Annotated in this window: 18 protein-coding genes; 10 read left to right on the forward strand and 8 right to left on the reverse strand. The window is 69.1% G+C overall.

Annotated elements, in window-relative coordinates; all coding sequences use genetic code 11:
• Nucleotides 1-4: 4 nt before the first annotated feature.
• Nucleotides 5-1,480: a sugar ABC transporter ATP-binding protein gene (locus ACZ6DT_RS11575; protein ID WP_465592333.1), complete on the reverse strand. Its 1,476-nt coding sequence runs from the start codon at nt 1,478-1,480 to the stop codon at nt 5-7.
• Between the two features lie 2 nt (nt 1,481-1,482).
• A complete protein-coding gene (locus ACZ6DT_RS11580) occupies nt 1,483-2,550 on the reverse strand; it encodes an ABC transporter substrate-binding protein (protein ID WP_465592336.1) in 1,068 nt (355 codons plus the stop codon).
• Nucleotides 2,551-2,709: 159 nt separating this feature from the next.
• Here ACZ6DT_RS11580 and ACZ6DT_RS11585 point away from each other — a divergent pair, with 159 nt between their 5' ends.
• The 5 genes from ACZ6DT_RS11585 to ACZ6DT_RS11605 all read left to right on the forward strand — a co-directional run bounded on the left by ACZ6DT_RS11585 (nt 2,710) and on the right by ACZ6DT_RS11605 (nt 7,410).
• The gene (locus ACZ6DT_RS11585) at nt 2,710-3,708 is read left to right on the forward strand and encodes a LacI family DNA-binding transcriptional regulator (protein WP_465592339.1); all 999 of its coding nucleotides are present in this window, start codon (nt 2,710-2,712) and stop codon (nt 3,706-3,708) included.
• Between the two features lie 110 nt (nt 3,709-3,818).
• A complete protein-coding gene (locus ACZ6DT_RS11590) occupies nt 3,819-4,922 on the forward strand; it encodes a sensor histidine kinase (RefSeq protein ID WP_465592342.1) in 1,104 nt (367 codons plus the stop codon).
• Nucleotides 4,919-5,566, forward strand: coding sequence for a response regulator (locus ACZ6DT_RS11595; protein ID WP_465592345.1), 648 nt, complete (start codon nt 4,919-4,921; stop codon nt 5,564-5,566). The genes ACZ6DT_RS11590 and ACZ6DT_RS11595 overlap by 4 nt, the downstream gene beginning before the upstream one ends.
• A 96-nt stretch (nt 5,567-5,662) precedes the next feature.
• Complete coding sequence (locus ACZ6DT_RS11600; protein WP_465592348.1) at nt 5,663-6,061, forward strand: hypothetical protein; 399 nt, start codon at nt 5,663-5,665, stop codon at nt 6,059-6,061.
• A 2-nt stretch (nt 6,062-6,063) separates the two neighbouring features.
• Nucleotides 6,064-7,410, forward strand: a complete 1,347-nt coding sequence (locus ACZ6DT_RS11605; protein ID WP_465592351.1) for a DJ-1/PfpI family protein — start codon at nt 6,064-6,066, stop codon at nt 7,408-7,410.
• On the opposite strand, the gene ACZ6DT_RS11610 is transcribed toward ACZ6DT_RS11605, so the two are convergent.
• Nucleotides 7,368-7,721 carry an antibiotic biosynthesis monooxygenase gene (locus tag ACZ6DT_RS11610; protein ID WP_465592354.1) on the reverse strand — a complete coding sequence of 118 codons (354 nt, stop codon included), beginning with the start codon at nt 7,719-7,721 and terminating at the stop codon, nt 7,368-7,370. The two genes, ACZ6DT_RS11605 and ACZ6DT_RS11610, sit on opposite strands and share 43 nt — an antisense overlap.
• A 49-nt stretch (nt 7,722-7,770) precedes the next feature.
• Between ACZ6DT_RS11610 and ACZ6DT_RS11615 the strand changes: the two genes are divergently transcribed.
• Both ACZ6DT_RS11615 and ACZ6DT_RS11620 read left to right on the forward strand, forming a co-directional pair.
• Nucleotides 7,771-8,628, forward strand: coding sequence for a DUF1206 domain-containing protein (locus ACZ6DT_RS11615; protein ID WP_465592357.1), 858 nt, complete (start codon nt 7,771-7,773; stop codon nt 8,626-8,628).
• Between the two features lie 51 nt (nt 8,629-8,679).
• Nucleotides 8,680-10,029: a DUF2252 domain-containing protein gene (locus ACZ6DT_RS11620; RefSeq protein WP_465592360.1), complete on the forward strand. Its 1,350-nt coding sequence runs from the start codon at nt 8,680-8,682 to the stop codon at nt 10,027-10,029.
• Between the two features lie 16 nt (nt 10,030-10,045).
• On the opposite strand, the gene ACZ6DT_RS11625 is transcribed toward ACZ6DT_RS11620, so the two are convergent.
• Both ACZ6DT_RS11625 and ACZ6DT_RS11630 read right to left on the reverse strand, forming a co-directional pair.
• The gene (locus tag ACZ6DT_RS11625; RefSeq protein WP_465592363.1) at nt 10,046-12,616 is read right to left on the reverse strand and encodes an FtsX-like permease family protein; all 2,571 of its coding nucleotides are present in this window, start codon (nt 12,614-12,616) and stop codon (nt 10,046-10,048) included.
• A 4-nt stretch (nt 12,617-12,620) separates the two neighbouring features.
• Nucleotides 12,621-13,361: an ABC transporter ATP-binding protein gene (locus ACZ6DT_RS11630; protein ID WP_465592366.1), complete on the reverse strand. Its 741-nt coding sequence runs from the start codon at nt 13,359-13,361 to the stop codon at nt 12,621-12,623.
• A gap of 404 nt (nt 13,362-13,765) precedes the next feature.
• On the opposite strand from ACZ6DT_RS11630, the gene ACZ6DT_RS11635 reads away from it, so the two are divergent.
• The 3 genes from ACZ6DT_RS11635 (at nt 13,766) to ACZ6DT_RS11645 (ending at nt 16,177) form a co-directional block, all read left to right on the forward strand.
• Complete coding sequence (locus tag ACZ6DT_RS11635; RefSeq protein WP_465592369.1) at nt 13,766-14,965, forward strand: sensor histidine kinase; 1,200 nt, start codon at nt 13,766-13,768, stop codon at nt 14,963-14,965.
• Nucleotides 14,953-15,600: a response regulator gene (locus ACZ6DT_RS11640; protein ID WP_465592371.1), complete on the forward strand. Its 648-nt coding sequence runs from the start codon at nt 14,953-14,955 to the stop codon at nt 15,598-15,600. Before ACZ6DT_RS11635 ends, ACZ6DT_RS11640 begins: the two co-directional genes overlap by 13 nt.
• 382 nt (nt 15,601-15,982) lie before the next feature.
• On the forward strand, nt 15,983-16,177 hold the full coding sequence (locus tag ACZ6DT_RS11645; protein ID WP_465592373.1) for a hypothetical protein: 195 nt from the start codon (nt 15,983-15,985) through the stop codon (nt 16,175-16,177).
• Here the strand turns inward: ACZ6DT_RS11645 and ACZ6DT_RS11650 are convergent.
• The 3 genes from ACZ6DT_RS11650 to ACZ6DT_RS11660 are packed head-to-tail and all read right to left on the reverse strand — an operon-like array spanning nt 16,146 to nt 22,368.
• Nucleotides 16,146-19,484: a serine hydrolase gene (locus tag ACZ6DT_RS11650; RefSeq protein WP_465592376.1), complete on the reverse strand. Its 3,339-nt coding sequence runs from the start codon at nt 19,482-19,484 to the stop codon at nt 16,146-16,148. The two genes, ACZ6DT_RS11645 and ACZ6DT_RS11650, sit on opposite strands and share 32 nt — an antisense overlap.
• Entirely contained in the window at nt 19,481-20,473 is a 993-nt protein-coding gene (locus tag ACZ6DT_RS11655; RefSeq protein WP_465592379.1) for an ABC transporter ATP-binding protein, read from the reverse strand. The genes ACZ6DT_RS11650 and ACZ6DT_RS11655 overlap by 4 nt, the downstream gene beginning before the upstream one ends.
• A complete protein-coding gene (locus ACZ6DT_RS11660) occupies nt 20,470-22,368 on the reverse strand; it encodes a dipeptide/oligopeptide/nickel ABC transporter permease/ATP-binding protein (RefSeq protein WP_465592382.1) in 1,899 nt (632 codons plus the stop codon). Before ACZ6DT_RS11660 ends, ACZ6DT_RS11655 begins: the two co-directional genes overlap by 4 nt.

A 22,368-nucleotide genomic window follows, 5' to 3' on the forward strand; every position in this document is an offset into this window, starting at 1 on the left:
GGTGCTAGCCATCCGCGCCTCCCGAAGCGATCGCGGCCAGTACGTGGTCCTGGGTGAGCTGCTCCCCCACCAGTTCCCCGACCACCGCGCCGTCCTTGAGCACGATCAGCCGGTCGGCGCCGTCGAGGAGTTCCTCCATCTCCGACGAGATCAGCAGGACGGCGAGCCCGTCTTTGGCGAGTTCGTCGATCAGTGCCTGCACCTCCGCCTTCGCGCCGACGTCGATGCCCCGGGTCGGCTCGTCGAGCAGCAGCACTTTCGGTTCGGTGCACAGCCAGCGGGCCAGCAGCACCTTCTGCTGGTTGCCGCCGGAGAGTTCGGCGACCTTCTGATCGAGGCTGGACACCTTGATCCGGAGGCGTTTCACGAACGTGTCGACGATCCTGTCCTGCCGGGCACGGCTCACCAGGCCGAAGCGGGACAACTTCGGCAGCGCGGCGAGCACGATGTTCTCCCGCACCGAAAGATGCGGGATGATCCCTTCGGTCTTGCGGTCCTCGGCGAGCATGCTGATGCCCGCGCGCATCGCGGCCGCCACGTTCCCTTGCGGCACTTGCCTTCCCCCGACGAGAACGGTGCCACCGGACAACGGCAGATCGCCGACGATCGCCCGCGCGGTCTCGGTCCTTCCGGAGCCGAGCAGCCCGGCGAGGCCGACGATCTCGCCGGGTTTGATCTCCACCGAGACCCCGCCCAGCCGGTTGCCGCTGGTGAGCTTCTCCGCGCGCAGCACCGGTTCCCGTCCCGCCTCGTGGTCGCCCTCGAACGCCGTCGCCCCGTGCGAGCGGATGTCGCCGACACTGCGGCCGAGCATCATCGACACCAGTTCCAGCCGCGGCAGGTCCGCGAGCGGTCCGGTGTGGATCCGCTTGCCGTCCCGCAGCACCGTCACGCGGTCGCAGATCCGGTAGAGCTCGTCCATCCGGTGACTGACGTACACGATCGCGATCCCGCGTTCGTGCAACCTGCCGATGACCTCGAACAGCGTCTCGACCTCGCGCGGTTCCAGCGAAGAGGTCGGCTCGTCCATGATCACGACGTCGGCGTCGACCGACACCGCGCGGGCCAGTGCGACCATCTGCTGTGCGCCGACACCGAGTGTCCCGAGTGGACGGCGGACGTCGGCGTCGATGCCGTAGTCCTTCAGCAGCGCCGCCGCGCCGGCGTTCATCCGCGCCCAGTCCACCAGCCCGAACCGCTTCCTCGGCTCGCGGCCGAGGTACACGTTGCTCGCCACGCTCATCAGCGGGATGAGGTTGACCTCCTGGTAGATCGTGGAGATCACGCCCCGTGCGTGGATCACGCCGGAGTCCGGCCGGTGCACGCCGGTGAGCACTTTGATCAGCGTCGATTTGCCGGCGCCGTTCTCACCCACCAGCGCGTGCACCTCGCCCGGCCGCAGCGCGAACGACACGTCGTCGAGCGCGTGCACCCCGGCGAACGTCTTCGTCACGCCTTCGACCTCGAGAACCGGTTCCATCGTCAGTACGCGTTCCCGAGCTTCTGCGCCGCGTTGGCCGAGTCGTACTGGTCGTCGGAGATCACCACGGTCGGCGGGATCTCCTTGCCCGCGGCGAAATCCTGCAACGTGGAGAAGGCGAGCGGGCCGAAGCGCGGGTTGGACTCGATCACCGCGTTGTAGCTGCCGTCGGCGATGAGCCGGACCGCGTTGCGGGTGCCGTCGATCGAGACGATCTTGACGTCCTTGCCCGGCGTCTTGCCCGCGGCCTTGAGCGCGGTGACCGCGCCGATGCCCATCTCGTCGTTCTCGGCGTAGACGGCGGTGATCTCGGGGTTGCTCTGGATGAGCTGCTCCATGACCGCCTGGCCCTTGGACCGGTCGAACTCACCGGTCTGCTCGGCGACGATCCGGATACCCGCGGTCGAGGCGATCTCGTCCTTGAAACCCTTGGTGCGGTCGGTGGTCACGTTGTTACCGGACGCGCCGAGCAGGATCGCGACCTTGCCGGTGCCGCCGGTGGCCTTCACCATCTCCTGCGCCGCCCGCTTACCCTGCTCGACGAAGTTGGAGCCGATGAAGGTCAGGTAGTCGGAGCACCGCTGCGAGGTCACCTTGCGGTCGATCGTGATGACCGGGACCTTCTTGGCCTTCGCCGCGTCAAGTGCGGGCTGAAGACCGTCGGAGTTCAGCGGGGCGACGATGAGCAGTTGCGCGCCCCTGTCCAGCAACGATTTGATGTCGCTGACCTGCTTGTTGAGATCGCTCTGCGCGTTGGTGACCAGGAGTTTGTCCGCCGGGACACCGAGTTTCGTCGCTTCGTCCTTGATGGACTGCGTTTCGGCGATCCGGAACGGGTTCGCCTCCTTCTCCGACTGGGAGAAGCCGATGACCGCGTTCTTCACGTCCACCTGCGGATAGCCGATCTTTTCGCGGGCGCATCCCGGCCCCGCGGCCTGGTTCGGCGCCGCCGAAGCGGCCGGTCCCGCCCCCGACGGGGCGGATTGCTGGTTCTCGCGGCTGGTGCAGGCCGGCAGCGCGAGCGCGAGGCCGGTCACCAGGAGCAGGGTGCGGCGGATGGGCAGGGACATCGATCGCTCCTCGGGGAAGTCGAGCACAGGGTCGCGGTGACCCATGTCACTCATTAGGACGGTGCCAGATTTACATCGTTGGTACAACGTTGTAAATCCGTCGTTCGCGCGGTTAGGCTGTGCCAGATCTGTGCCGGGGCACTGCAGAGAGGAGCGAGGGTGGCCACGCTCAAGGACGTCGCGAAGCTTGCGGGCGTCTCGGTCAAGACCGTGTCGAACGTGGTCAACGGCTACGACTTCGTCAAGCCGGAGAACCGCAAGCGCGTCGAGGAGGCACTGGCCTCGACCGGCTACCGGCCCAATCTCGGTGCCCGCAACCTCCGTCGCGGCCGCACCGGGTTCCTCGGGCTGATGCTGCCCGAATTGAGCATCCCGTACTTCGGCGAACTGGCGGGCCTGGTGCTGCAGGCGGCGCAGGAACACGAGTGGAACGTCCTCATCGAGCAGACGCTCGGCACCAGGGAGCGCGAGCGCAACGCCCTGTCCGCGCTGGGGCCGCATCTGATCGACGGCGCGATCATCAGTCCGGAAGCGTTGCACACCAACGATTTCGAGGACCTGGCGCCGGGTGTACCGCTGGTGATGCTCGGCGAGCACGTCGTCGACGTCCCGATAGACCACGTCGGCATCGACAACGTCCAGGCCGCCCGCATCGCCGTGCGGCACCTGAGCTCACTCGGCCGCCGCCGGATCGCCGCGATCGGCGCGCATCCGCAGCGCCACACGGCCGCGCAACGGCTGGAGGGCTACCACTCCGCGCTCCAGGAGGCCGGGCTCGCGCCCATTCCGGAACTGGTCCTGCCCGCTCTGCGCTACCACCGTGCCAACGGCGCCGAGGCGATGGCACATCTCCTCGCACTGCCGGAGCCGCCCGACGCTGTTTTCTGCTTCAACGACCTCCTCGCCATCGGTGCCCTTCGAGCCGCGGCCGAACGCGGCGTGCAGGTGCCGTCGGACATGGCGATCGTCGGTTTCGACAACAACGAGGAGAGCGCGTACAGCCTGCCCTCGCTGACGACGATCGCGCCGGACAAGGCGGCGATCGCGCGGGCCGCGGTCGATCTGCTACGTCGGCGTATCGCGGGCGGGAGCGACCTCGAACCGGAGGACGTCCAGACGCCGTTCTCGCTGGAGATCCGGCACAGCACCATCACCTGACCCGCGTTTAGTCCTCTGGATGCGGTGTTTGCGTGCGCAAGGACCGCATCCAGAGGACTAAACGCGGGGGTCGCTTGCGATGGCCACGTGAGGTCGAGCATTGTGTGTCCGTGAACCGGGCCCTGGCCGTGCTGACCCTCGTCGCGTATGTGACGTTGCCCCTCGGCTCGGTTAAGTACGAGACGCTCGTGCTTCCGACACTCGTCGCCGGGCTGGTCTACGCGGCGATCGCGGTCATCGGCTTCCCGTGGGTGCAGAAACGCGGGCGGGCGTGGGCGATCGTGTATGTCTGCGTTCAGTTACCACTCGGCTTCACGCTGTTCTCGCTTTCGGGCGCCGCCGTCGGGTCCGTCCTGCTTCTCGTGGTCCTTGTCAGCCATACCGTGTTGCTGCTTCCGCTGCCCGTGGCTTTCGGGGTGGCGGTGCTGATCCCGCTGATCCACCTGCCGATGGCGCCGATGGACGGTCTCCGTGAGGGGCTCGGGACCCTGGCGGTCATGATCTTCGCGGCCGTGGTCACCGAACTCGTCGTCCGGGAGAAGCGGGCGCGGGAGGAGTTGGCCGAGGCCCACGAACGTCTTCGCGGCCAAGCCGCACAGGCCGAACAGCTCGCGACGATCCAGGAGCGCAACCGGCTCGCGCGCGACATCCACGACGGGCTCGGGCATCACCTCACGGTCGTCCAGATGATGCTGCAGGCCGCCCGCGCGGTGATCGGCACCGGGGACACGGAACGGGCCGACGGGATGCTCGCCAAGGCACAGGACCAGTCGCGGGAGGCGCTGGCAGAGGTTCGCCGTTCGGTCTCCGCGCTCCGGGAGCCCCGCTCCGAACCGCTCACGGAAGCGTTGCGGGCACTGACGGACGAGGCTTCCGCGGCCGGCGTCCGGACCGGATTCGAAATCAAGGGCGCGGCGCGGGAAACCCGTGCCGAGGTGGAGGAGTCGCTGTTCCGGGCGGCTCAGGAGGGTTTGACCAACGTGCACAAGCACGCGCGCGCCAAGGCCGCGACCGTGGTGCTCGACTACGCCGAAGCCGATCGAGTCCGGCTCGAGGTCCGCGACGACGGTCTCGGGTTCACCGGGGATTCCCCGCCGGACAAGGGTTTCGGCCTCGTGGGGCTCCGCGAGCGGGTCGCCGGGCTTGGTGGCAGGGTCTCGGTCGACTCCGCGGACGGGCACGGCCTGACGCTCACCGTGGAGGTGCCGGGATGAGCGTCCGCGTGCTGATCGTCGACGACCAGGGGTTGTTCCGCGAAGCGTTGGCGACCCTGCTGGAGGTCCAGCCGGGAATCGAAGTCGTCGGCGAGGCGGCCGACGGCGAGCAGGCTGTCCGGCTCTGCGCCGAACTCCGCCCCGACGTCGCGCTGATGGATCTGCGGATGCCGGTGCTGGACGGGATCGCGGCCACCGCCCGGCTCCAGTCCGAGCAGCCCGGTGTACGTGTGCTGGCGCTGACCACCTTCGACGACGACGAGGACGTGTTCGCCGCGCTCCGGGCGGGCGCCGTCGGCTATCTGCTCAAGGACGTTTCGTCGACGCGGCTGGTCGAAGCGCTGGTCGCGGCCAAGCGGGGCGAGTCGGTGCTGCAGCCGTCGGTCGCGGCGAAGCTCGTCGCCAGGGTGGCGCGGCTGCCCGCCGAGACACCGCGGGCACGGCCATTGGTGACCCCGCTTTCCGAACGGGAGCTGGAGGTGGTCCGGCTTCTCGCGGACGGCCGCAGTAACCGGGAGATCGCCAGGACGCTGTTCCTCGCCGAGGGAACGGTGAAGAACCTCGTGACGAGTGTCCTGTCCAAGCTCCAGGTGCGGGACCGGACCCAGGCCGCTCTGCGCGCGAGGGAACTCGGCCTGTTCTGAACGGTCACATGACCTCCCGCATGACTTCCGGCACCTGCCTTCGTGCCCCGCCGTGGCCGAACATTGCTCCCGTCGCACCGATCGAGGGAGCCGGAAATGCACCACACGACAGAACCCAAGACCCGCAAGCAAGCCATCCTGCACTTCACCCGCCACGCCGTGGAGATGCTTCTCGCGATGGTGGCCGGGATGATCGTCCTCGAACCGGTCTGGTCGTTCCTGTGGCCGGGCCTCGCCGGGAACGTGACCGCGAGCGCGCTGGTGATGGCGACGAACATGTCGCTCGGCATGGCGCTGTGGATGCGGATCCGGCGCCACGGGTGGGCGTCGATCGCGGAAATGTCGGCCGCGATGTACGTGCCCTACCTGCTGTTCTTGCCGTTCTACTGGACCGGTCTGATCTCCGGGTCGACGTTGATGACGGCCGGGCACGTGCTGATGGTGCCCGCGATGCTCGCCGCTATGTTCCGCCGTCGCGCCGAGTACGGGGCCTGACCATGCGCACTGTCCTCCGGGTGACGCTGACCGTGCTGGCGTTCACCGTCGCAGCGCTGGCCCTGCCGGTCACACTGGGCGCGGTCACCCTCAGCGCCGGCTTTGAAAACCGCTACGCACAAAGAACCGACGGGGTCTCGCCGCAACCAGTACGCCGGGCGCACGATCCCGCCAAGCCGACCGCGGTGGTCGTCGTGGGGAACGAAGGCGCCGTCGTCTCCGACACGCTCGTCCCCTACGAGATCCTGGCCGCGACCGGTGCGTTCAACGTCTACACCGTCGCGCCGGTGGCCAGGCCGGTCACCCTGACCGGCGGACTCGACCTGATCCCCGACCTGGGTTTCGCCGATCTCGGCAAGCTGATCCCTACCGCTCCGGACGTCGTGGTGGTGCCCGCGTTGCCGGACCTCGGCGAGCCGACCACGCGACCGGTGACCGACTGGCTGAAGCGGCAGGCGTCACGGGGCGCGCTGCTCATGAGTGTCTGCAACGGTTCGGGCGTCCTCGCCTCGGCCGGGCTCCTCGACGGACGGAAGGCCACCGCGCATTGGCTCCGCATCGGCGGCTTCGATGACGAATTCCCCGCCGTGGACTGGATTCGCGGCACCCGCTACGTCGACGACGGGAACATCGTGACCACGGCCGGGATCCTTTCAGGGATCGACGGGGCACTCCGGATCGCCGAGCGGTTCGCCGGCGTCGAAGCCGCGCGGAAGACAGCCGAAGCCGTCGGCTGGCCCCACTACTCCCCCGGTTCCAGCCCGCCGATGGCCCAGAACACCTTCGAAGCGGCGGACACCGTCGTCGGGTTCAACACCGCCTTCCGCTGGGACAAGCCGACGCTGGGTGTGCTGCTGACCAGCGGCATCCGGGAACTGGAACTCGCCGCGGTGTTCGACACCTACGGCCAGTCCCTGGCGGTCGAGACGACGGCGGTCGGTCTCGACGGCACACCGATCCGGTCCCGGCACGGACTGACCTTCGCCCCGCGCGGCACGCCGGTGGCGGGTGACCACGACCGGTTGATCGTGCCAGGCGCTGACGCGGCGGCGAGGCAGGCGGCCGATCGGTACGCCGGGCTCTCACCGGTGTACCTGCACGCCGAGCCCGGGTTCCCGTTCGACGCCGTCCTCGAAGACCTGGTGCGCACCACGGACGCCGCGACCACCCGGTGGACTGCCAGGACGTTGGAGTACCGGACCGAACACCTCGCGCTCGGCGGCGCGGCATGGCCGTGGACGGTCACGCTCCGGCCGATCGGGCTGGCCGTGCTCGGGCTGCTCGCCGCCTTCGGGATCCGCACCCTCTACCGGCGCGGGCCGGGCCCGGTCTCCCGGACGACGCGGTAGCGCGGGTTCGCGCTCACCAGTGACTCGACCTCGCCGGGCAGGCCGTCGAGTGCCGCTTGGATGGCCGCGAGCCGTCCAGCGGTGTCCGACGTCTCCTCGAAATGCCGGTAGTCCGCCTCGCTCGCCCAGCCGACGACGTTGACGACCCGCGTCCCGTCCACGCTCGCGTGGAACCGCGCCGACACGTAACCCGGGTAGAACCGGACCCAGCGGTCCTGGATCTCGGCGAAGGCCTCCACCAGGGCCGCCTGGGTCTCCGGTCCGTCCACGGCGTACTCGATGATCGAGTAGAAACCCTTGTCCTCGCTCATGTTCTCTCCTCGAAACCGTCGGTGAACCCAGGATTCACCCTCGACCTCGGTGGAGATCAAGAGTGACCTGCCCGACACAACGGACATATTGCTCCGGCCGGACCTGGCGGAAAGCGACCCGCTCGGCAAGGATCGCCCGATGCGCGACAGCAAGACGTTCGACCTGATCGCCCGAGGCGGGCTCGTCTGCTACGCGGTCGTGCACCTGCTCGTCGCATGGCTCGCGGCACAGGTCGCGCTCGGCGACAAGGCGAAGGCGGACAAGGCGGGCGCTCTGCAGATGGTGGTCGCCGAAGGTGGCGCGTGGCTGCTCTGGCTGATCGCGGCCGGGCTGGCCGTGCTGGCGTTGTGGCAGCTCGGCGAGGCGATCACGGGCCACCGGCACGTGAAGGCGCGGCGGCGGACGGTGCGCCGGATCGTCAGCGGGATCGAAGTCGTGCTCTACGGTCTCGTGTCCTACAGCGCGGTGAAGATCGCCATCGCGGGCGCCGACGACGGGCAAGGCTCCCTCGTCGCCGAAATCCTCGCGAAGTCGTACGGACAGGTTCTGGTCGCCGCCGCCGGGGTCGCCGTGGTCGCGGTGGCGGTGTTCCTCGCCCAGCGCGGATTCCGGAAGACCTTCGTGCGTGAACTCGACTTCGGCGGCGCGTCGGGCACGACCCGGACCACGACGATCCGGCTCGGGCAGATCGGCTGGATCGCGCTCTCCGCCGCGTACGGCACCATCGGCGTGCTGACGGTCATCGCCGCGGTCACCTTCGACCCCGCCAAGGCGAGCGGACTCGACGCCGCCTTGAAAACGCTCGTCGCTCAGCCGTACGGCGGTCCGATGCTCCTCACCCTCGCGGCCGGGATCGCCGCTTTCGGCGCCTTCGCGATGCTGGACGCGCGTTTCCGCAAGATCTGATCTGCCCGGCGAACCGACCTGTGGCACCGTGACAGACGTCTGGAGGTCGTGATGACAGGTGTGGTCGGGCGGATCCGCGAGCGCGGCGAGGACGATCGGCAGGCGCGGATCGTCGAAGTGCTGGTGGAGGCCTTCGAAGACCTCATGCGCGCGGACGCCGACGCGTTCCGCCGCAAGTTCCGGAAGATGGCGGCCGCTCCGTTCGCGTTCTACCGGGGTTCGGCGTGCCTGTTCTACGCGGACATGGCGCACGAGAACGATCCGTGGGCGAACGAGAAGACCAGCCGGGTGTGGATCCAGGGCGACCTGCACGCCGAGAACTTCGGCAGCTACATGGATTCGTCCGGAACGCTGGTGTTCGACGTCAACGATTTCGACGAGGCGTACCTGGGGTGTTTCACCTGGGACCTCAAACGGCTGGCCGCCAGTGTCGCGCTGCTGGCGTGGAGCAAGGCGATCTCCGACGACGACATCGAGACTTTGATCGGCACTTATCTGCGCGCCTACGCCAAGCAGGTCCGGGAATACGCCGAGCGCCCCGGCGACGAACTCGTCCGGCTCGAGCTGGCCAGCACCGAAGGCGTCCTTCACGACATCCTGCTCCGGGCGCGGCTCAAGACGCGGATCGACCTGCTCGACGAGCTGACCACGGTGGAGGACTACGACCGCAGATTCCGGCACGGTCCGGGAGTCCGGGTGCTGGAAAAGGCCGAACACGAGATCGCGACCAAGGCCTTCGAGTCCTACTTGGACACGATTCCGGAGAACAAGCGGTTCGGCAGTATCACCTACCGGGTCAAGGACATCGTCGGCCGCACCGGTTTCGGCATCGGGTCGGCCGGGCTGCCCGCGTACAACATCCTCGTCGAAGGCCGGACACAGGCACTCGAGAACGACGTCGTCCTGTCGATGAAACAAGGGAACGTGGCGGCCCCGAGCCGGATCGTGGCCGAAGAGAGCATCCGCGGCTACTTCACCAACGAGGGGCACCGCACCGCCGTGTCCCAGCGCGCGTTGCAGGCGCACGCCGATCCGTGGCTCGGGTACACGGACATCGACGGCACCGGGTTCGTCGTCTCGGAGTTGTCGCCCTATGTCAACGATCTGGACTGGTCGGATCTGACCGAGCCGTCGGAGATGGGGCCGGTGCTCGACTATCTCGGCCGGGCCACCGCGAAGATGCACTGTGTGTCCGATTCGGACTCCGAGCAGTCGCTCGTCGATTTCCAGAGCGAAGAGGCCATCGCCGGGGTCATCGGCGACCGCGAGGACGAGTTCGTCCGCACGCTGACCGAATTCGGGATGGCCTACGCCGAGCAGTCGCGGGAGGACCATCGACTGTTCGTGGACGCCTTCCGCGGCGGGAAGATCCCCGCCGTCCGGCCCGCCGCGCAGGGCTGACCGGACGACGGGGCCGTTATTCGCGGAGGCCGATCGCTTCGATCGGCTTCGACCGCAGCGTCACGCGGGTGGCGAGCCCGAGCGAGACCAGGCCGAGCAGGATCGCCCCGGCGATGACCCCGCCGAAGACGGTCACCGTTCCGGACGGCAGCGGCGTCCCGCGCAGCCCGAGGTTCAACAGCATCAAGGGAATCCCCGCCACCACGGTCCCCAGCAGTGCCGCGACCCCCACCGTCGCCAGTGCTTCGAACCGCATCATCCGGATGACCTGCCGCTTCGTGGTGCCGATCAGGCGCAGGAGCGCGAACTCGCGCGAGCGCTGCGCCGTGCTCATCACCAGCGTGTTGGCCACCGAGATCACGACGTAGCCGAGGATCACGCCGACCGCGACCAGGTTCACGTAGAACTGGGCCTGCTGCTGCCCGCCGGCGGGCGCGGCCACGGCCGATCCCGGTGTCACGACCATACCCGGATAGCGGTTCGCGAGGTCGTTCAGCGCGGCGGTCACGACCGCGGAATCCGCGTCGGGCTGCTCCCGGACCAGCACCGAGTCGTCCATCCGGTCACCGGTGTGCGCCCTGGCCAGCTCGGCGGGGAGCACGTAGCGGCCGAAAGCCTGGTCGCGGGTGTAGGTGGCGACCAGCCGCAGTTTCGCCGGAGCGCCGTCACCGAAGTAGAACTCGACCTCGTCGCCGACCTTCTTCTCGTACCACCCGGCTTCCGCTTCGCTCATCGCCACGGTGTTCCCGGTCAGGTCGGTGATCTTGCCCGACACGACGCCCAGTTCGAGGTTCCCCCGGACCTGCGCGCCGTCCAGTCCTTGTGCCGCATACCGCTCGACGCGCAGGCTTTCCTGGTCCCGCATCGTGTTGATCACCTCGGTGCGCACGACCGGGGTCGCGGCGGCGACACCGGGGATCCGCCGCGCCGCTTCGGCGACCTCAGGCGAGAGCCCACCCGTGCTGCCGGCGAGCACGTGGTTCGCGGTGGTCGACTCGACGGTCTCCTCCTGTCGCGCGGCGGCCGCGGAGGTCTGGCTGTAGAACATCGTCAGCGCGAACGAGACCGCCAGCATCACCGGCGTCACCGCGGCGGCGAGGCGACGCGAGTTGGCCTGGCTGTTCGCGGCGGCCAGGTAGCCGCTGATCCGCGACGTCCGGTTGAGCACCGGTGCGATCAGCCGCGTCATGACGGCGACCACCTTCGGGCTGACCACGGCCAGCCCGATCACGATGATCAGGGACGAACCGCCCGAAGCCGCGAGCCCCGCGTCACCGCGGAGGAAGATCGGGACCATCGATCCGCCGAGACCGGCCACCACCAGCGCGCAGCCGATGACGACGCGCACGCGCCCGAGTTCACGCCGCTCCACCGCGGCCTCGCCGAGCGCCTCCACCGGGCGGATCGACGACGGACGCCGCGAAGCCGACCAGGCGGCCAGGCGTGCCGTGCCGAGACCGAGTGCCAGCGCGGCGACGAGCGGGATCGGGCTGATCGCCAGTTCGAAGTCCGGTGGGATCACCCCGACGGCCCCGAACGCGTTCCTCAGCCCGAACCCCACCGCCACGCCGAGGCCGCTGCCCAGCACGCCGGCGACCACCGCGACCAGCATCGTCTCGGCGCCGATGAGCTTGCGGATCTGCTGGGGGGTGGCCGCGATCGCCCGCAGCAACGCGAACTCCCGGCGTCGCTGGTTGATGACCAGAGCCAGGGTGCTGGCCACGACGAACACCGCGATGAGGAGCGCGAAGCCGCCGAACGAGCCCGCGAGCGCCATCAGCAGCATCCGGGTCTGGCTGACGTCCAGGAACTCGACCGTGCTGCGCTCGACCCCGGTCGTCACCGTCACCTGGTCGGTGCCGACCGCGTCACGGATCCGGTCGGCGAGGTCGCCCGGCGTGACGCCCGGGTCCGCCAGCACCCCGATCGCGTGCGCCCGACCGGGTGTCCCGGCCAGTTCGGCCGCCTTCTCCTGCGAGAAGAACACCGCGGACTGCCGGGTGAGTCCGTCACCCGACTTCGGGGCGGCGATACCGGAGACCCGGAACTCCACCGGAGTCGAGCGGATGGCGATCTTCACCCGTTGACCGGCCGCCACGCCACTCCGTGACGCCAGTTCGGCGTCCAGGACCACCTCGTCGGCTCCGGCCGGCGCGTGGCCGTCACGCAGGGAGAACGGCGCCAGCACGGCGGAGTCCCAGTTGTGGCCCAAGGACTGGCCGCCTTCGGGCCCGTTCAGCGCCCGGCCGTCGGCCGTCACCACGTTGGCCGGGAAGCTCTGCTCCGCCACCACACCGCGGACCCCGGGCACCGTCGTGATCGCCCCGGTGAGCGTCACCGGCACCGAAGCCTGCTCGGCGACCTGCTTGCTTTCGAGCGGGCCGGCCTCGGGCGGGTCGACCGTCTGCCGACCGCCCACGACGACCGCCGCGTCGGCGTACCGCTGGGTCGGGACACCGGCCCGCAGACCGGATTCCATCAGGATGCCGCACCCGGCGACCAGCGCCGTCCCGCAGAGGATCGCGACGAACGCGCCGATGAACCCGCTCAAGCGGGTCCTCATCGTCTGCCATGCCAAATCCCACATGACCTCACCACTCCCCGAGGTGGGTCATGCGCTCGGCGACGCGTTCCGGCGTCGGCTGCGAGAGGTGACCCGCCAGCTTGCCGTCGGCGAGGAACAGCACACCGTGCGCGGCCGACGCCGCCACCGGATCATGGGTGACCATCAGCACGGTCTGCCCCATTTCGTCCACAAGGGAGCGGAGCAGGTCGAGCACCTGGCGCGCGGTGCGCGTGTCCAGCGCTCCGGTCGGTTCATCGGCGAGGACGACCTCGGGCCGGGTGATCAGCGCGCGGGCGATCGCCACCCGCTGCTGCTGGCCGCCGGACAGTTCCGACGGGCGGTGTTCGAGCTTCTTCGCGATGCCGACACTCTCGACGATCTGACGCAGCCATTGCGGGTCCGGTTTCTGCCCGGCCAGCCGCATCGGCAAGGTGATGTTCTGCAGCACGTTCAGCGATGGCAACAGGTTGTAGGCCTGGAAGATGAACCCGACGCGGGTCCGCCGCAGCTCGGTGAGCGCTTTCTCACGCATCCGGCTCAGCTCCGTGTCCCCCAGCAGCACCCGGCCCGAGCTCGGTTTGTCCAGTCCTGCCGCGCAGTGCAGAAAGGTGCTCTTGCCCGAACCCGACGGTCCCATCACCGCGGTGAACGTGCCTCTGCGCACCTCGACGGTCACCCCGTTCAACGCCGTGACCGCGCCGTCACCGGATCCGTAGACCTTGCTCACGGATTCCAGCTTCAAGGCGCACGTGCCCCCTGCATTCATTGCTTCCCCTTAACGGTGGTGATCTCTCCCGGCTGAACCTACGGCCGTCAAGGGATGGAAACGATCCCGCGTGAGGGAAGACTCTTGGTAGCGCTGGCACCACCATGCGGCGGTGTCGCTGGCCCGACGGGAACCGGACGCTGGGCGACCGGTTCACCGCGCTGAGCCAGAACTGCGAACGGGTGAACGCCTTCGGGGCGTCACCGTTGCCGGTGAGCGCGAACAGCATCCGCGCCGACGTACAGCGCCGAGTTCAGGCCGGACAGCACCACCCGCAGGATGATCGAGCGCATGACCTTCGCATCCGTCCGCTGGTCGGTCCTCGTCCTTTCGGCGGCCGATGGCGTGCGGACACTGGGGCACGCCGCGTTCTGAACCCCGGGCCCGGATGGGAGACTGTCCGGGTGATCACCCGGCTCCGGTCCTGTTGGTCCGCGATCCGGTACCTGGCGGTCGGCGCGGCTTCTTCGATGTTCGCCTGGTTCGTCCTCGTCGGCATGCTGTTCGTGCTGCTGATGTGCCCGTTCGGCGTCGGTATCCCGGCGGTGCCGCACGCGCTCAAGCTGATCAGGTACCCGGTCAACTTCGAACGCCGTCGCGCCGCGCGCCTGCTCGACGAGCCGATCCCCGAGCCGTACCGGTCCGGGAACCCGGTGACCGACCCGGCCTCGCGACGGGACCTGGGATGGCTCGCCTTCCACGCCGCCACCGGTTTCGTCATCGGCATCTTCGCCATCGCCTTCCCACTCGGCGGGCTCCGCCAGGTGGTCACCGCGTTCATCTGGCCGACGGTGCCCGGCGGAGTGGAAAGCTCGCTCGGCTTCATGGTGACGTCGTGGCCGCTGGCCGCCCTCAGCCTGCTCACCGGTGTGGGCATGATCGCGCTGATGTTCCTCTACCCCCGGTTGGCCCGGTGGCAGGCGTCCATCGCGCGCAAGCTGCTCGCGCCCGCGCCCGGTGTCGTGCTGACCGACCGCGTCGTCGAACTGGCCGCGTCGCGTGCCGCCGCGCTGGAGGCGCACGGCGCCGAACTCCGGCGGTTGGAACGGGATCTGCACGACGGGACGCAGGCGAGGATCGCCGCGGTGGTACTGCAACTGGGGATCGCCGATTCGCTGTTCGACAAGGATCCTCAGCGGGCCAGGGAATTGCTGGGCAAGGCACAGGACACCGCGACCGGCGCGCTGGCCGAACTGCGCAGCGTCGTGCGGAGCATCTACCCGCCGCTGCTGACCGACCGCGGCCTCGACGGCGCTGTCACGGCACTGGCCGATCGCTGCCCCGTTCCGTGCACAGTGGACGTTCTGAGCGACAGCCGCCGTCCCGCCGCGGTGGAGGCGGCCGCCTACTTCGTCGTCGCCGAGATGCTGACCAACATCACCAAGCACTCCGGCGCCGAACACGCCTGGATCACGCTCAACGGCTCCGCCGACACCCTGCTCATCGAAATCCGCGACGACGGTCACGGCGGCGCCGACGAATCCGGCGGCTCCGGCCTGTCCGGGATCCGCAAGCGCGCCGAGGCGTTCGACGGGACCTTGCAGTTGTCCAGCCCCGCCGGTGGGCCGACCGTACTGAAAGTGGAGTTGCCATGCGGGTCGTGATCGTCGAGGACGACGCGCTGCTGCGCGAAGGCCTGGTGATGCTGCTGAACACGTCCGGCATCGACGTCGCCGCGGCGGTGGACGATGTGGACGAGTTCCTCGAACTGGTCACCAAGGACCGGCCCGACGCCGTGATCACCGACGTCCGGCTGCCGCCGACCCACACCGACGAAGGTCTCCGTGCCGCCGTCAAGGCGCGGAAGATGTATCCCGGACTGCCCGTGCTGGTGCTGTCCGCACACGTCGAAACCGGCTACGCGGCGGAACTCCTGGCCGACGGCAAAGGCGCGGTGGGATACCTGCTCAAGGAGCGCGTCGGGAAGGTCGAGAAGTTCCTCGACGCGCTGGACCGGGTCGTCAAGGGCGGGACGGCCATGGATCCCGAGGTGATCACCCAGCTGATGGCGCACCGCCGGGTGACCGATCCTCTCGAAGGGCTGACCGCGCGTGAGCGTGAAGTGCTCGGGCTGATGGCGGAGGGCTACAACAACACGACCATCGCCGAACTGCTGGTGGTGAGCGATGGCGCGGTGCACAAGCACATCCGGAACATCTTCGCGAAACTCGGGTTGCCGGAGGACAGCGGGCATCGCCGGGTACTGGCGGTGCTCGCCTACTTGAGCGGGAAGCGCTGAGCGCGCGTCCGGTGTCGTGCCAGGTCGTCGTTCCGTGAAGACCTCCCCGAAATCCTTCTCCGCTGGTTGGAGTACATGAAGGTCCCCTTGCTTGCGCTAGGCGCGGTGAAGGGGTCCTTCATGTACTTGGGAAGGAGTGCTTCACGCGCACCTGGGGAGACTGGTGGTGCGGCTGTGACAGCAATGGCCGACGCCCGGAAGGCCATTCGAGGACTTGATTGCGGGACCGGCCAACCCGACGCCATGTTTGCCTTACCCCTCAATAACCCTAATCGCCACTTACGACTGTCCGGCGAACGTGTCGCGGGGTAGCGCCAGCACCACCCCGCGACGGGGGTCACTCCCCTGTTCGCCCGTCCCGCCGTTCCCTAACGTCTTTCCCATGAACGACACCAAAAACGCCGGCGGCACGATGGTCACCGCCTCCCTCTGGCTCGTCCTCCTCGTCAGCGCCGCCGCCAACTCGATCGGACAGTTCGCGGGGATGGACTGGACCCTCCGCATGATCGCGGGAGCCGTCTCGGTCGTCTGCATCGTGCTTCTGGTCATCCGTTACGTGGCACGACGCCGAAGCTGACCTTCGGTGTCGCACGCACTCCGTGGTGCAGGTACGGCTCCCCTGTCGGCAACGTGTAGAAGGTGACCGGCATCCAGGTCCGCGCACCCGGCTCACGGCAGACGTAGAGCGAGTCGGTCACCGGGACCAGGTCGAACTCCTGCGTCTTCTCCGGCATGAGTTCGGCCAGCGGTCCCGTGGCGGTCTGCCGGAGCCGAAGTCCGTCCCCTTCGGACAGTACCTCCATCGTCACACCGGCCCGTTCGTAGACACCGACATGCCTCGAACCGTCGACGGTCACCGGTGTCGCGGGCGGCTCCAGCGGCCGCGGCGTCGCCACGTCGGCGAGTTCGGCGAAGATCTCGCGGTACAGCTCCTGGAACAGGTCGCGGGTGTTGCCGCCGTTGGTGAGCAGGGTGACGGCGAGCCCTTGATCGGGCAGCAGTCGCAGGAACGCGGACTGCCCGATCGTGTTGCCGTCGTGGCCGATGACCCGCCGTCCGCTCCAGTCGTCGCGGATCCAGCCGAGACCCCAGGAATCCCCGAGCGAGTGCTTGTCGGGGATGTCGGTCTGCTTCTCGGCCATCGCGGCGACGGACGCCGTGGTCAGGATCCGCTCGCCGGACGGCGTCAGGCCGCCGGTCAGGTGCAGGCGGGCGAATTCGAGCACGTCCTTGGTGGTGGCGGTGATCAAGCCCGCCGGGCCCATGTTCCTCGGCAGGCCCCAGATCGGTGCGGGCCGCGGTTCCTCGTCCTTACCGGCGACGTGACCGACGGCGGCGCGGAACATCAGCGCTTCCTCGGGCAGCGTCACGGTGTGGGTGAGGCCGAGCGGGGTGAACAGTTTCTCCCGCATCGCCGAGTCCCAGGTCTGCCCGGTGAGCTTCTCGATCACCCGGCCCATGAGCACGAAACCCGAGTTGCAGTAGGAGAACGTCTCGCCGAGCGGATGGTTCTGCGCGGCCTGGTCGAGGATCTCGACGTAGTGCTCCAGACAGTCGTCGCCGCGCCCGGTGTCGGTGAAGACGTCTCCGTCGATTCCGCTGGTGTGCGTCAGCAGATGCCGCATGGTCACCTGTTTGGCGACGTCCGGATCGGCCAGCCGCAGTTCGGGGACGACGTCGGAGATCGGTGCGTCCAGGTCGAGGAGCCCTTCGTCGACCAGTCGCATCACCACGGTCGCGGTCCACACCTTGGAGACCGAGCCGATCTGGAACACCGAGTCTTCGGTGACTTCGACGCCGGTCGCCGTGTTGAGTACGCCGTAGGACACGTGGGTCTCCGCGTCGTCCCCGATCCGCGTGATGCCCAGCGCAGCGCCGGGAACGCGATATTTGCGCGCGAGTTCGGCCAGGCGCCGCTGCCAGTGCGCCGCCTCGATCGGCACGCGCGACACCCCGTCCGCCGGAGCCGCGTACTGCTCGACCCATTCGAGGACGCGCCGGTTGAAGTCGAGGCGGTGCGAGGGCGGTCCGTCGAGGATGAACAGATGCGAGGCGCCCGGGTACAGCACCAGCCGCGTCGGGACGCCACGCGCACGCAGGGCGCCGAACCACTGCTCGGCCTGGCCGACCGGGCACCGCTCGTCTTCCGCGCCCTGGATGACCAGGGTCGGCGTCCGCACCTGGTCGACCTTGGCGAACGGTGAGAACTCCGCGTAGTCCCCCGACCGGTCGCCGATCTCACGGACGGCCAGGTAGTGCCCGGCGTCGGAGGTGCCTTCCATACTGTTCAGGTCGCTGACCACGCCACCGGAGACGGCGGCGGCGAAGCGGTTGTCGCGGCTGGTCAGATAGCAGGTCATGAAACCGCCGTAGCTGTACCCCGCCACGGCGAGCCGGTCCGCGTCGGCGATCCCTTCGGCGACCAGGTGGTCGAGCGGTTCGAGGAAGTCTGCGGCGTCGGCGACACCCCAGCCGCCGACGGCGCCCGTGTAGAAATCCTCGCCGTAGCCGTCGCTGCCGCGCGGGTTGAGCAGCAGGACCGCCCAGCCTCGCGCGACGAGCGCCTGATGGTAGAGGTGGATCGAGTCGGCCGCGCCGTTCCAGGCGTTGTGCGGGCCGCCGTGGATGTCGAGCAGCAGCGGCGCGGCCTCCGTCTTGGCGGGGTCACGCAGCAGCCAGCCATGGACGACGGTGCCGTCCGCGATGGTGAATTCCCGCTCCTCGTGACGGAAGAGCTCCACCTCGGCGACCGAGGCGCCGTGCTTCGTCCGCACGTCGACGGCGCCGGTGGCCTGATCGACGACGGCGATCTCACCGAACGAGCCCGCCGTGGCAAGGGCCACCACGATCCTCCCGTTCGCGACGTCCATTCCGGACACGACGCGGTCCGCGCCCGCCAACACCGCGCGCGGATTCCCGCCGTCGGTGTCCACTCGGTACAGATGGGTGCAGCCGCGGTCACGGAGACCGAACAGCACTGAACCGCCGTCCGCGGTCAGCTTCGGCAGCGCGCCAGGATAGCCGGCGCCACCGGACATCACATTCCGGTCCAAAGTGGACGTCAGATCGATGGGGTCGTCGCCGTCGAGCGGGACCCGCAGCAGCCCGATGTGGCCGACCTCGGTGTCGACCCGGCCCGCCACCAGGAGCTCGCACCCGTCGGCGGTCCAGGTGACCGTACCCACCATGCCTTCGCCGGAGCCGATCAGCCGCGGCTCGGAAGCCTTCGTGGTCACGTCGAGAACGTAGGCGCCGGAACGGAAAGTCAGGTCCGCGTCAGCGTCCCGTCCGGCCGAGAAGGCCAAGTGCGTGCCATCGGGTGACCAGGCGGGATCGCCCGCGTGCCAATCGCCGGAGGTGACCTGCCGGACCTCACGCGTGGCGACGTCGAGGACGTGCAGATGCTTGCGGATGGTCTTGATCAGCCCGGCGCCGTCGGCCTTGAAGTCGAGCCGGTCCGCCACCACCGGGGCGTTCGGCGCGGGCTCCCCGCCCGCCAGGTCGGTCGCGGCCGAGAACGCGATTTTGCCGCCATCCGGGCTCCAGACCGGGGCACCCGCCCCGAGCGGGAGTTCGGTGATCCGTTCGGCCTCTCCACCCGACGTCGGCAGGAACCACACCTGCGGCGGGCCGTCTTCGGCACGGAGGAACGCGATCCGCGTGCCGTCCGGCGCCCACGCCGGCGCCAGGTCGGCGGTTCCGCGCGTGAGCTGCCGTGCTTCGCCACCGGTCGCGCCGACCTCCCAGAGCGTGTGCTCGTTCCGGTCCTCGTCGCGGTCCGCGGTACGCAGGACGTAGACGATCCGATCGCCGTCCGGTGAGAGCGCGGGCTGACTGGGGACGACGATTCCGTACAGGTCTTCGAGACCGAGACGTCGGGTCATGATGCGGTCGCTCCTCGGGGGATCGTGAGCCGGCGGCTCTCGTTTTCGCTGAAGTGGCAGGCCGCCGAGTGACGTCGGTGTGCCGCGTCTTCGGTGGGATCCGCCTGGAGGCAGAGTTCTCGGTCGGCGCGGACGAGCGGGCCGACCGGGCAGCGGGTGTGGTAGCGGCATCCGGCCGGCGGGTGATGCGGGTCGGCGGGCTCGGTGTCGGCGGTCGCCTCGTCCGCGCCGGTGTCCAACAGCGACGTGTGCGCGGAAGGCGCCGCGGCGAGCAGGTCACGGGTGTACGGATGCTGAGGATCGCCGAGCACCTGCTCGGCCGGGCCGACCTCGACGATCCGGCCGAGGTACATCACGGCGACGATGTCGCTGAGATAGCGGATCACCGCGAGGTTGTGCGAAATGAACAGCATCGACAGGCCCAGCCGCCGTTGCACGGACCGGACGAGGTTGAGCACCGCGCCCTGCACCGAGACGTCGAGCGCGGAGGTGATCTCGTCGGCGATCAGCACGTCGGGCCGCCCGGCCAGTGCACGGGCGAGCGCCACCCGCTGGCGCTGACCGCCGGAAAGCTGCCCTGGCAGGTGGCCCGCGCGTTCCGGATCGAGGTTGACCAGCTCCAGCAGCCGGGCCACCTCCTCCCGGCGAGCCGCGCGACCGGGGAGTACGCCACGCGGAATCGCCTCGGTGATCGACTCTCCGATGCTCATCCGAGGGTCCAAAGAGGAATACGGATCCTGGAACACCATCTGCAGCGGAGGGCGCCGGGGCAGCTTCCGGACGTCGACACCACCCAGGAGAACGCGTCCCTCGCTGATCGGCGAGAGCCCGACGGCGGCACGGGCCAGCGTCGACTTCCCCGAACCCGATTCGCCGACGAGTCCGACGACCTGTCCGGAAGGGACGGTCAGCCCGACCCGGTCGACGGCGGTGAGTCCACGCCGCCCGCCGTACCGCACGCTCACCGTGTCGAAGACGAGATCGCTCATTCCGCACCTCCGGCGGTCACGGTTTCCTTGGCGGGCACAGAAAGCGGCGCCGGGTACCAGCACGCGACGCGATGTCCGGGTTCCACGCGTTCCAGCACCGGGTCTTCGAGACGGCACCGGTCGGTCACCGCGGGACACCGATCGGCGAAGGCGCAGCCGTCGGGCACACGATCCGGTTCCGGCGGACGGCCGGGGATCACCGCGAGCGGCGCGTCACGATCGGTCTCGAGGTCGAGTGTCGCGGCCAGCAGCGCCCGCGTGTACGGATGCCGCGGTCTCCCGGCCGACGGCAGATCCTCCACCACCCGGCCCGCGTACATCACCAGCATCCGCTCACACGTCTGCGAAACGACCGCGATGTCATGGCTGATCAGGATGATCGCCGTGTCCCGTTCGGTCCTGGTGCGCGCCAGCAGCCGCAGCAACTGCCGCTGCACGGTGACGTCCAGCGCCGTGGTCGGTTCGTCGGCGATGATCAGCTTCGGATCGCCCATCAGGCCCATGCCGATCATCGCACGCTGCCGCATACCGCCGGAGAACTCGTGCGGGTACTGCCGCGCACGCCGTTCTGCCGCCGGGATCCGCACCGCGCGCAACCGGTCCACGGCTCGTTCGAAGGCCTTGGCGCGTGGGAGTCCCTGATGCTGTTCGGCGACCTCGGCCAGCTGGCGGCCGATCCGCTTGGTCGGGTTGAAGGAGGTCATCGGATCCTGGAACACCATCGCCAACGACGTGCCGAGCAGACCGCGCAACTCCCGTTGCGGCGTCGTCAGCAGGGGTTTCCCGGCGAATTCGAGCCGGTCCGCGGTGACCACGGCCGGCGTTTCGACCAGCCGTGACACCGCCAGGCCGGTCAGGCTCTTCCCCGAACCCGATTCGCCGACGACGCCGATCGCCTCTCCCGCGCGGACGGTGAAGCTCACCCCGCGCACGGGAACGGTCCAACCCGACGGACGCGGGAACGCCACTTGGAGGTTCTCCACCACCAGCACGGCACCGTCGTCGCGCTCGACGGATTCCCGTGCCGGGGAGACCGGCCGTGGCGCGAGTTCGCGCAGCCCGGTCCGAACACCGATCACGCCGGCCACGGTCTCGCCGACCAGGTTGAAGGCGAGCCCGGCCAGCACCACCGCGACACCGGGCGCGAGCGCGGCCGCCGGGTTGACGTAGATCCCGTTGAGCCCTTCGCCGAGCAGCCGTCCCCAGTCGTAATCCGGTGCCTGCACACCGATGCCGAGGAACGACAACCCGGAGAACGCCAGCAACGAGGCGCCCGCGCCGATGGTCGCGTTCACCACCAGCGGTTCACCGATATTGGGCAGGATGTGCCGCACCAGCAACCGGATCCGGCCGACGCCGGAGATCCGCGCGGCGGACACGAAGTCCTGGCCCGCCACGGAGGCCGACAGCGTCTGTGCCAGCCGCGCGAAGGCCGGGGCCAGCGCGAAACCGACCGCCAGCACGGCGCCGTGGGTGCCGACCCCGAAGATGACCGAGAAGAACAGCACGAGCAGCAGCCCGGGGAACGCGACCGCGATGTTCACCGCCGAGGTGACCAGCCGGGCGGCCGGCCGAGGCAACAGCGAAGGCAAGGTGCCGAGGAGGAGCCCGGTCACCACCCCGATCACCGTCGCGAGCAGCGCCAGCAGCACCGAAAGCCGGGTCGCCACCAGAACACGGAAGAGGATGTCGCGCCCGAGATCGTCGGTGCCCAGCCAATGCGCGGCGGACGGGCCTTGGCCGATCGCGTCCGTGTCGATCGCGAAGGCGTTGTCGTGCCACAGGATCGGGGCCAGCACCGCGAGCGCGATCACGATCAGCAGGAGGGTCGCCGCGAACCCGCCCACCGGGGTGCGCAGGGCCGCGGCCCATTTCGCTCCGCGTCGATTCGCCAT

This window comes from Amycolatopsis sp. NPDC041971 (assembly GCF_055588925.1).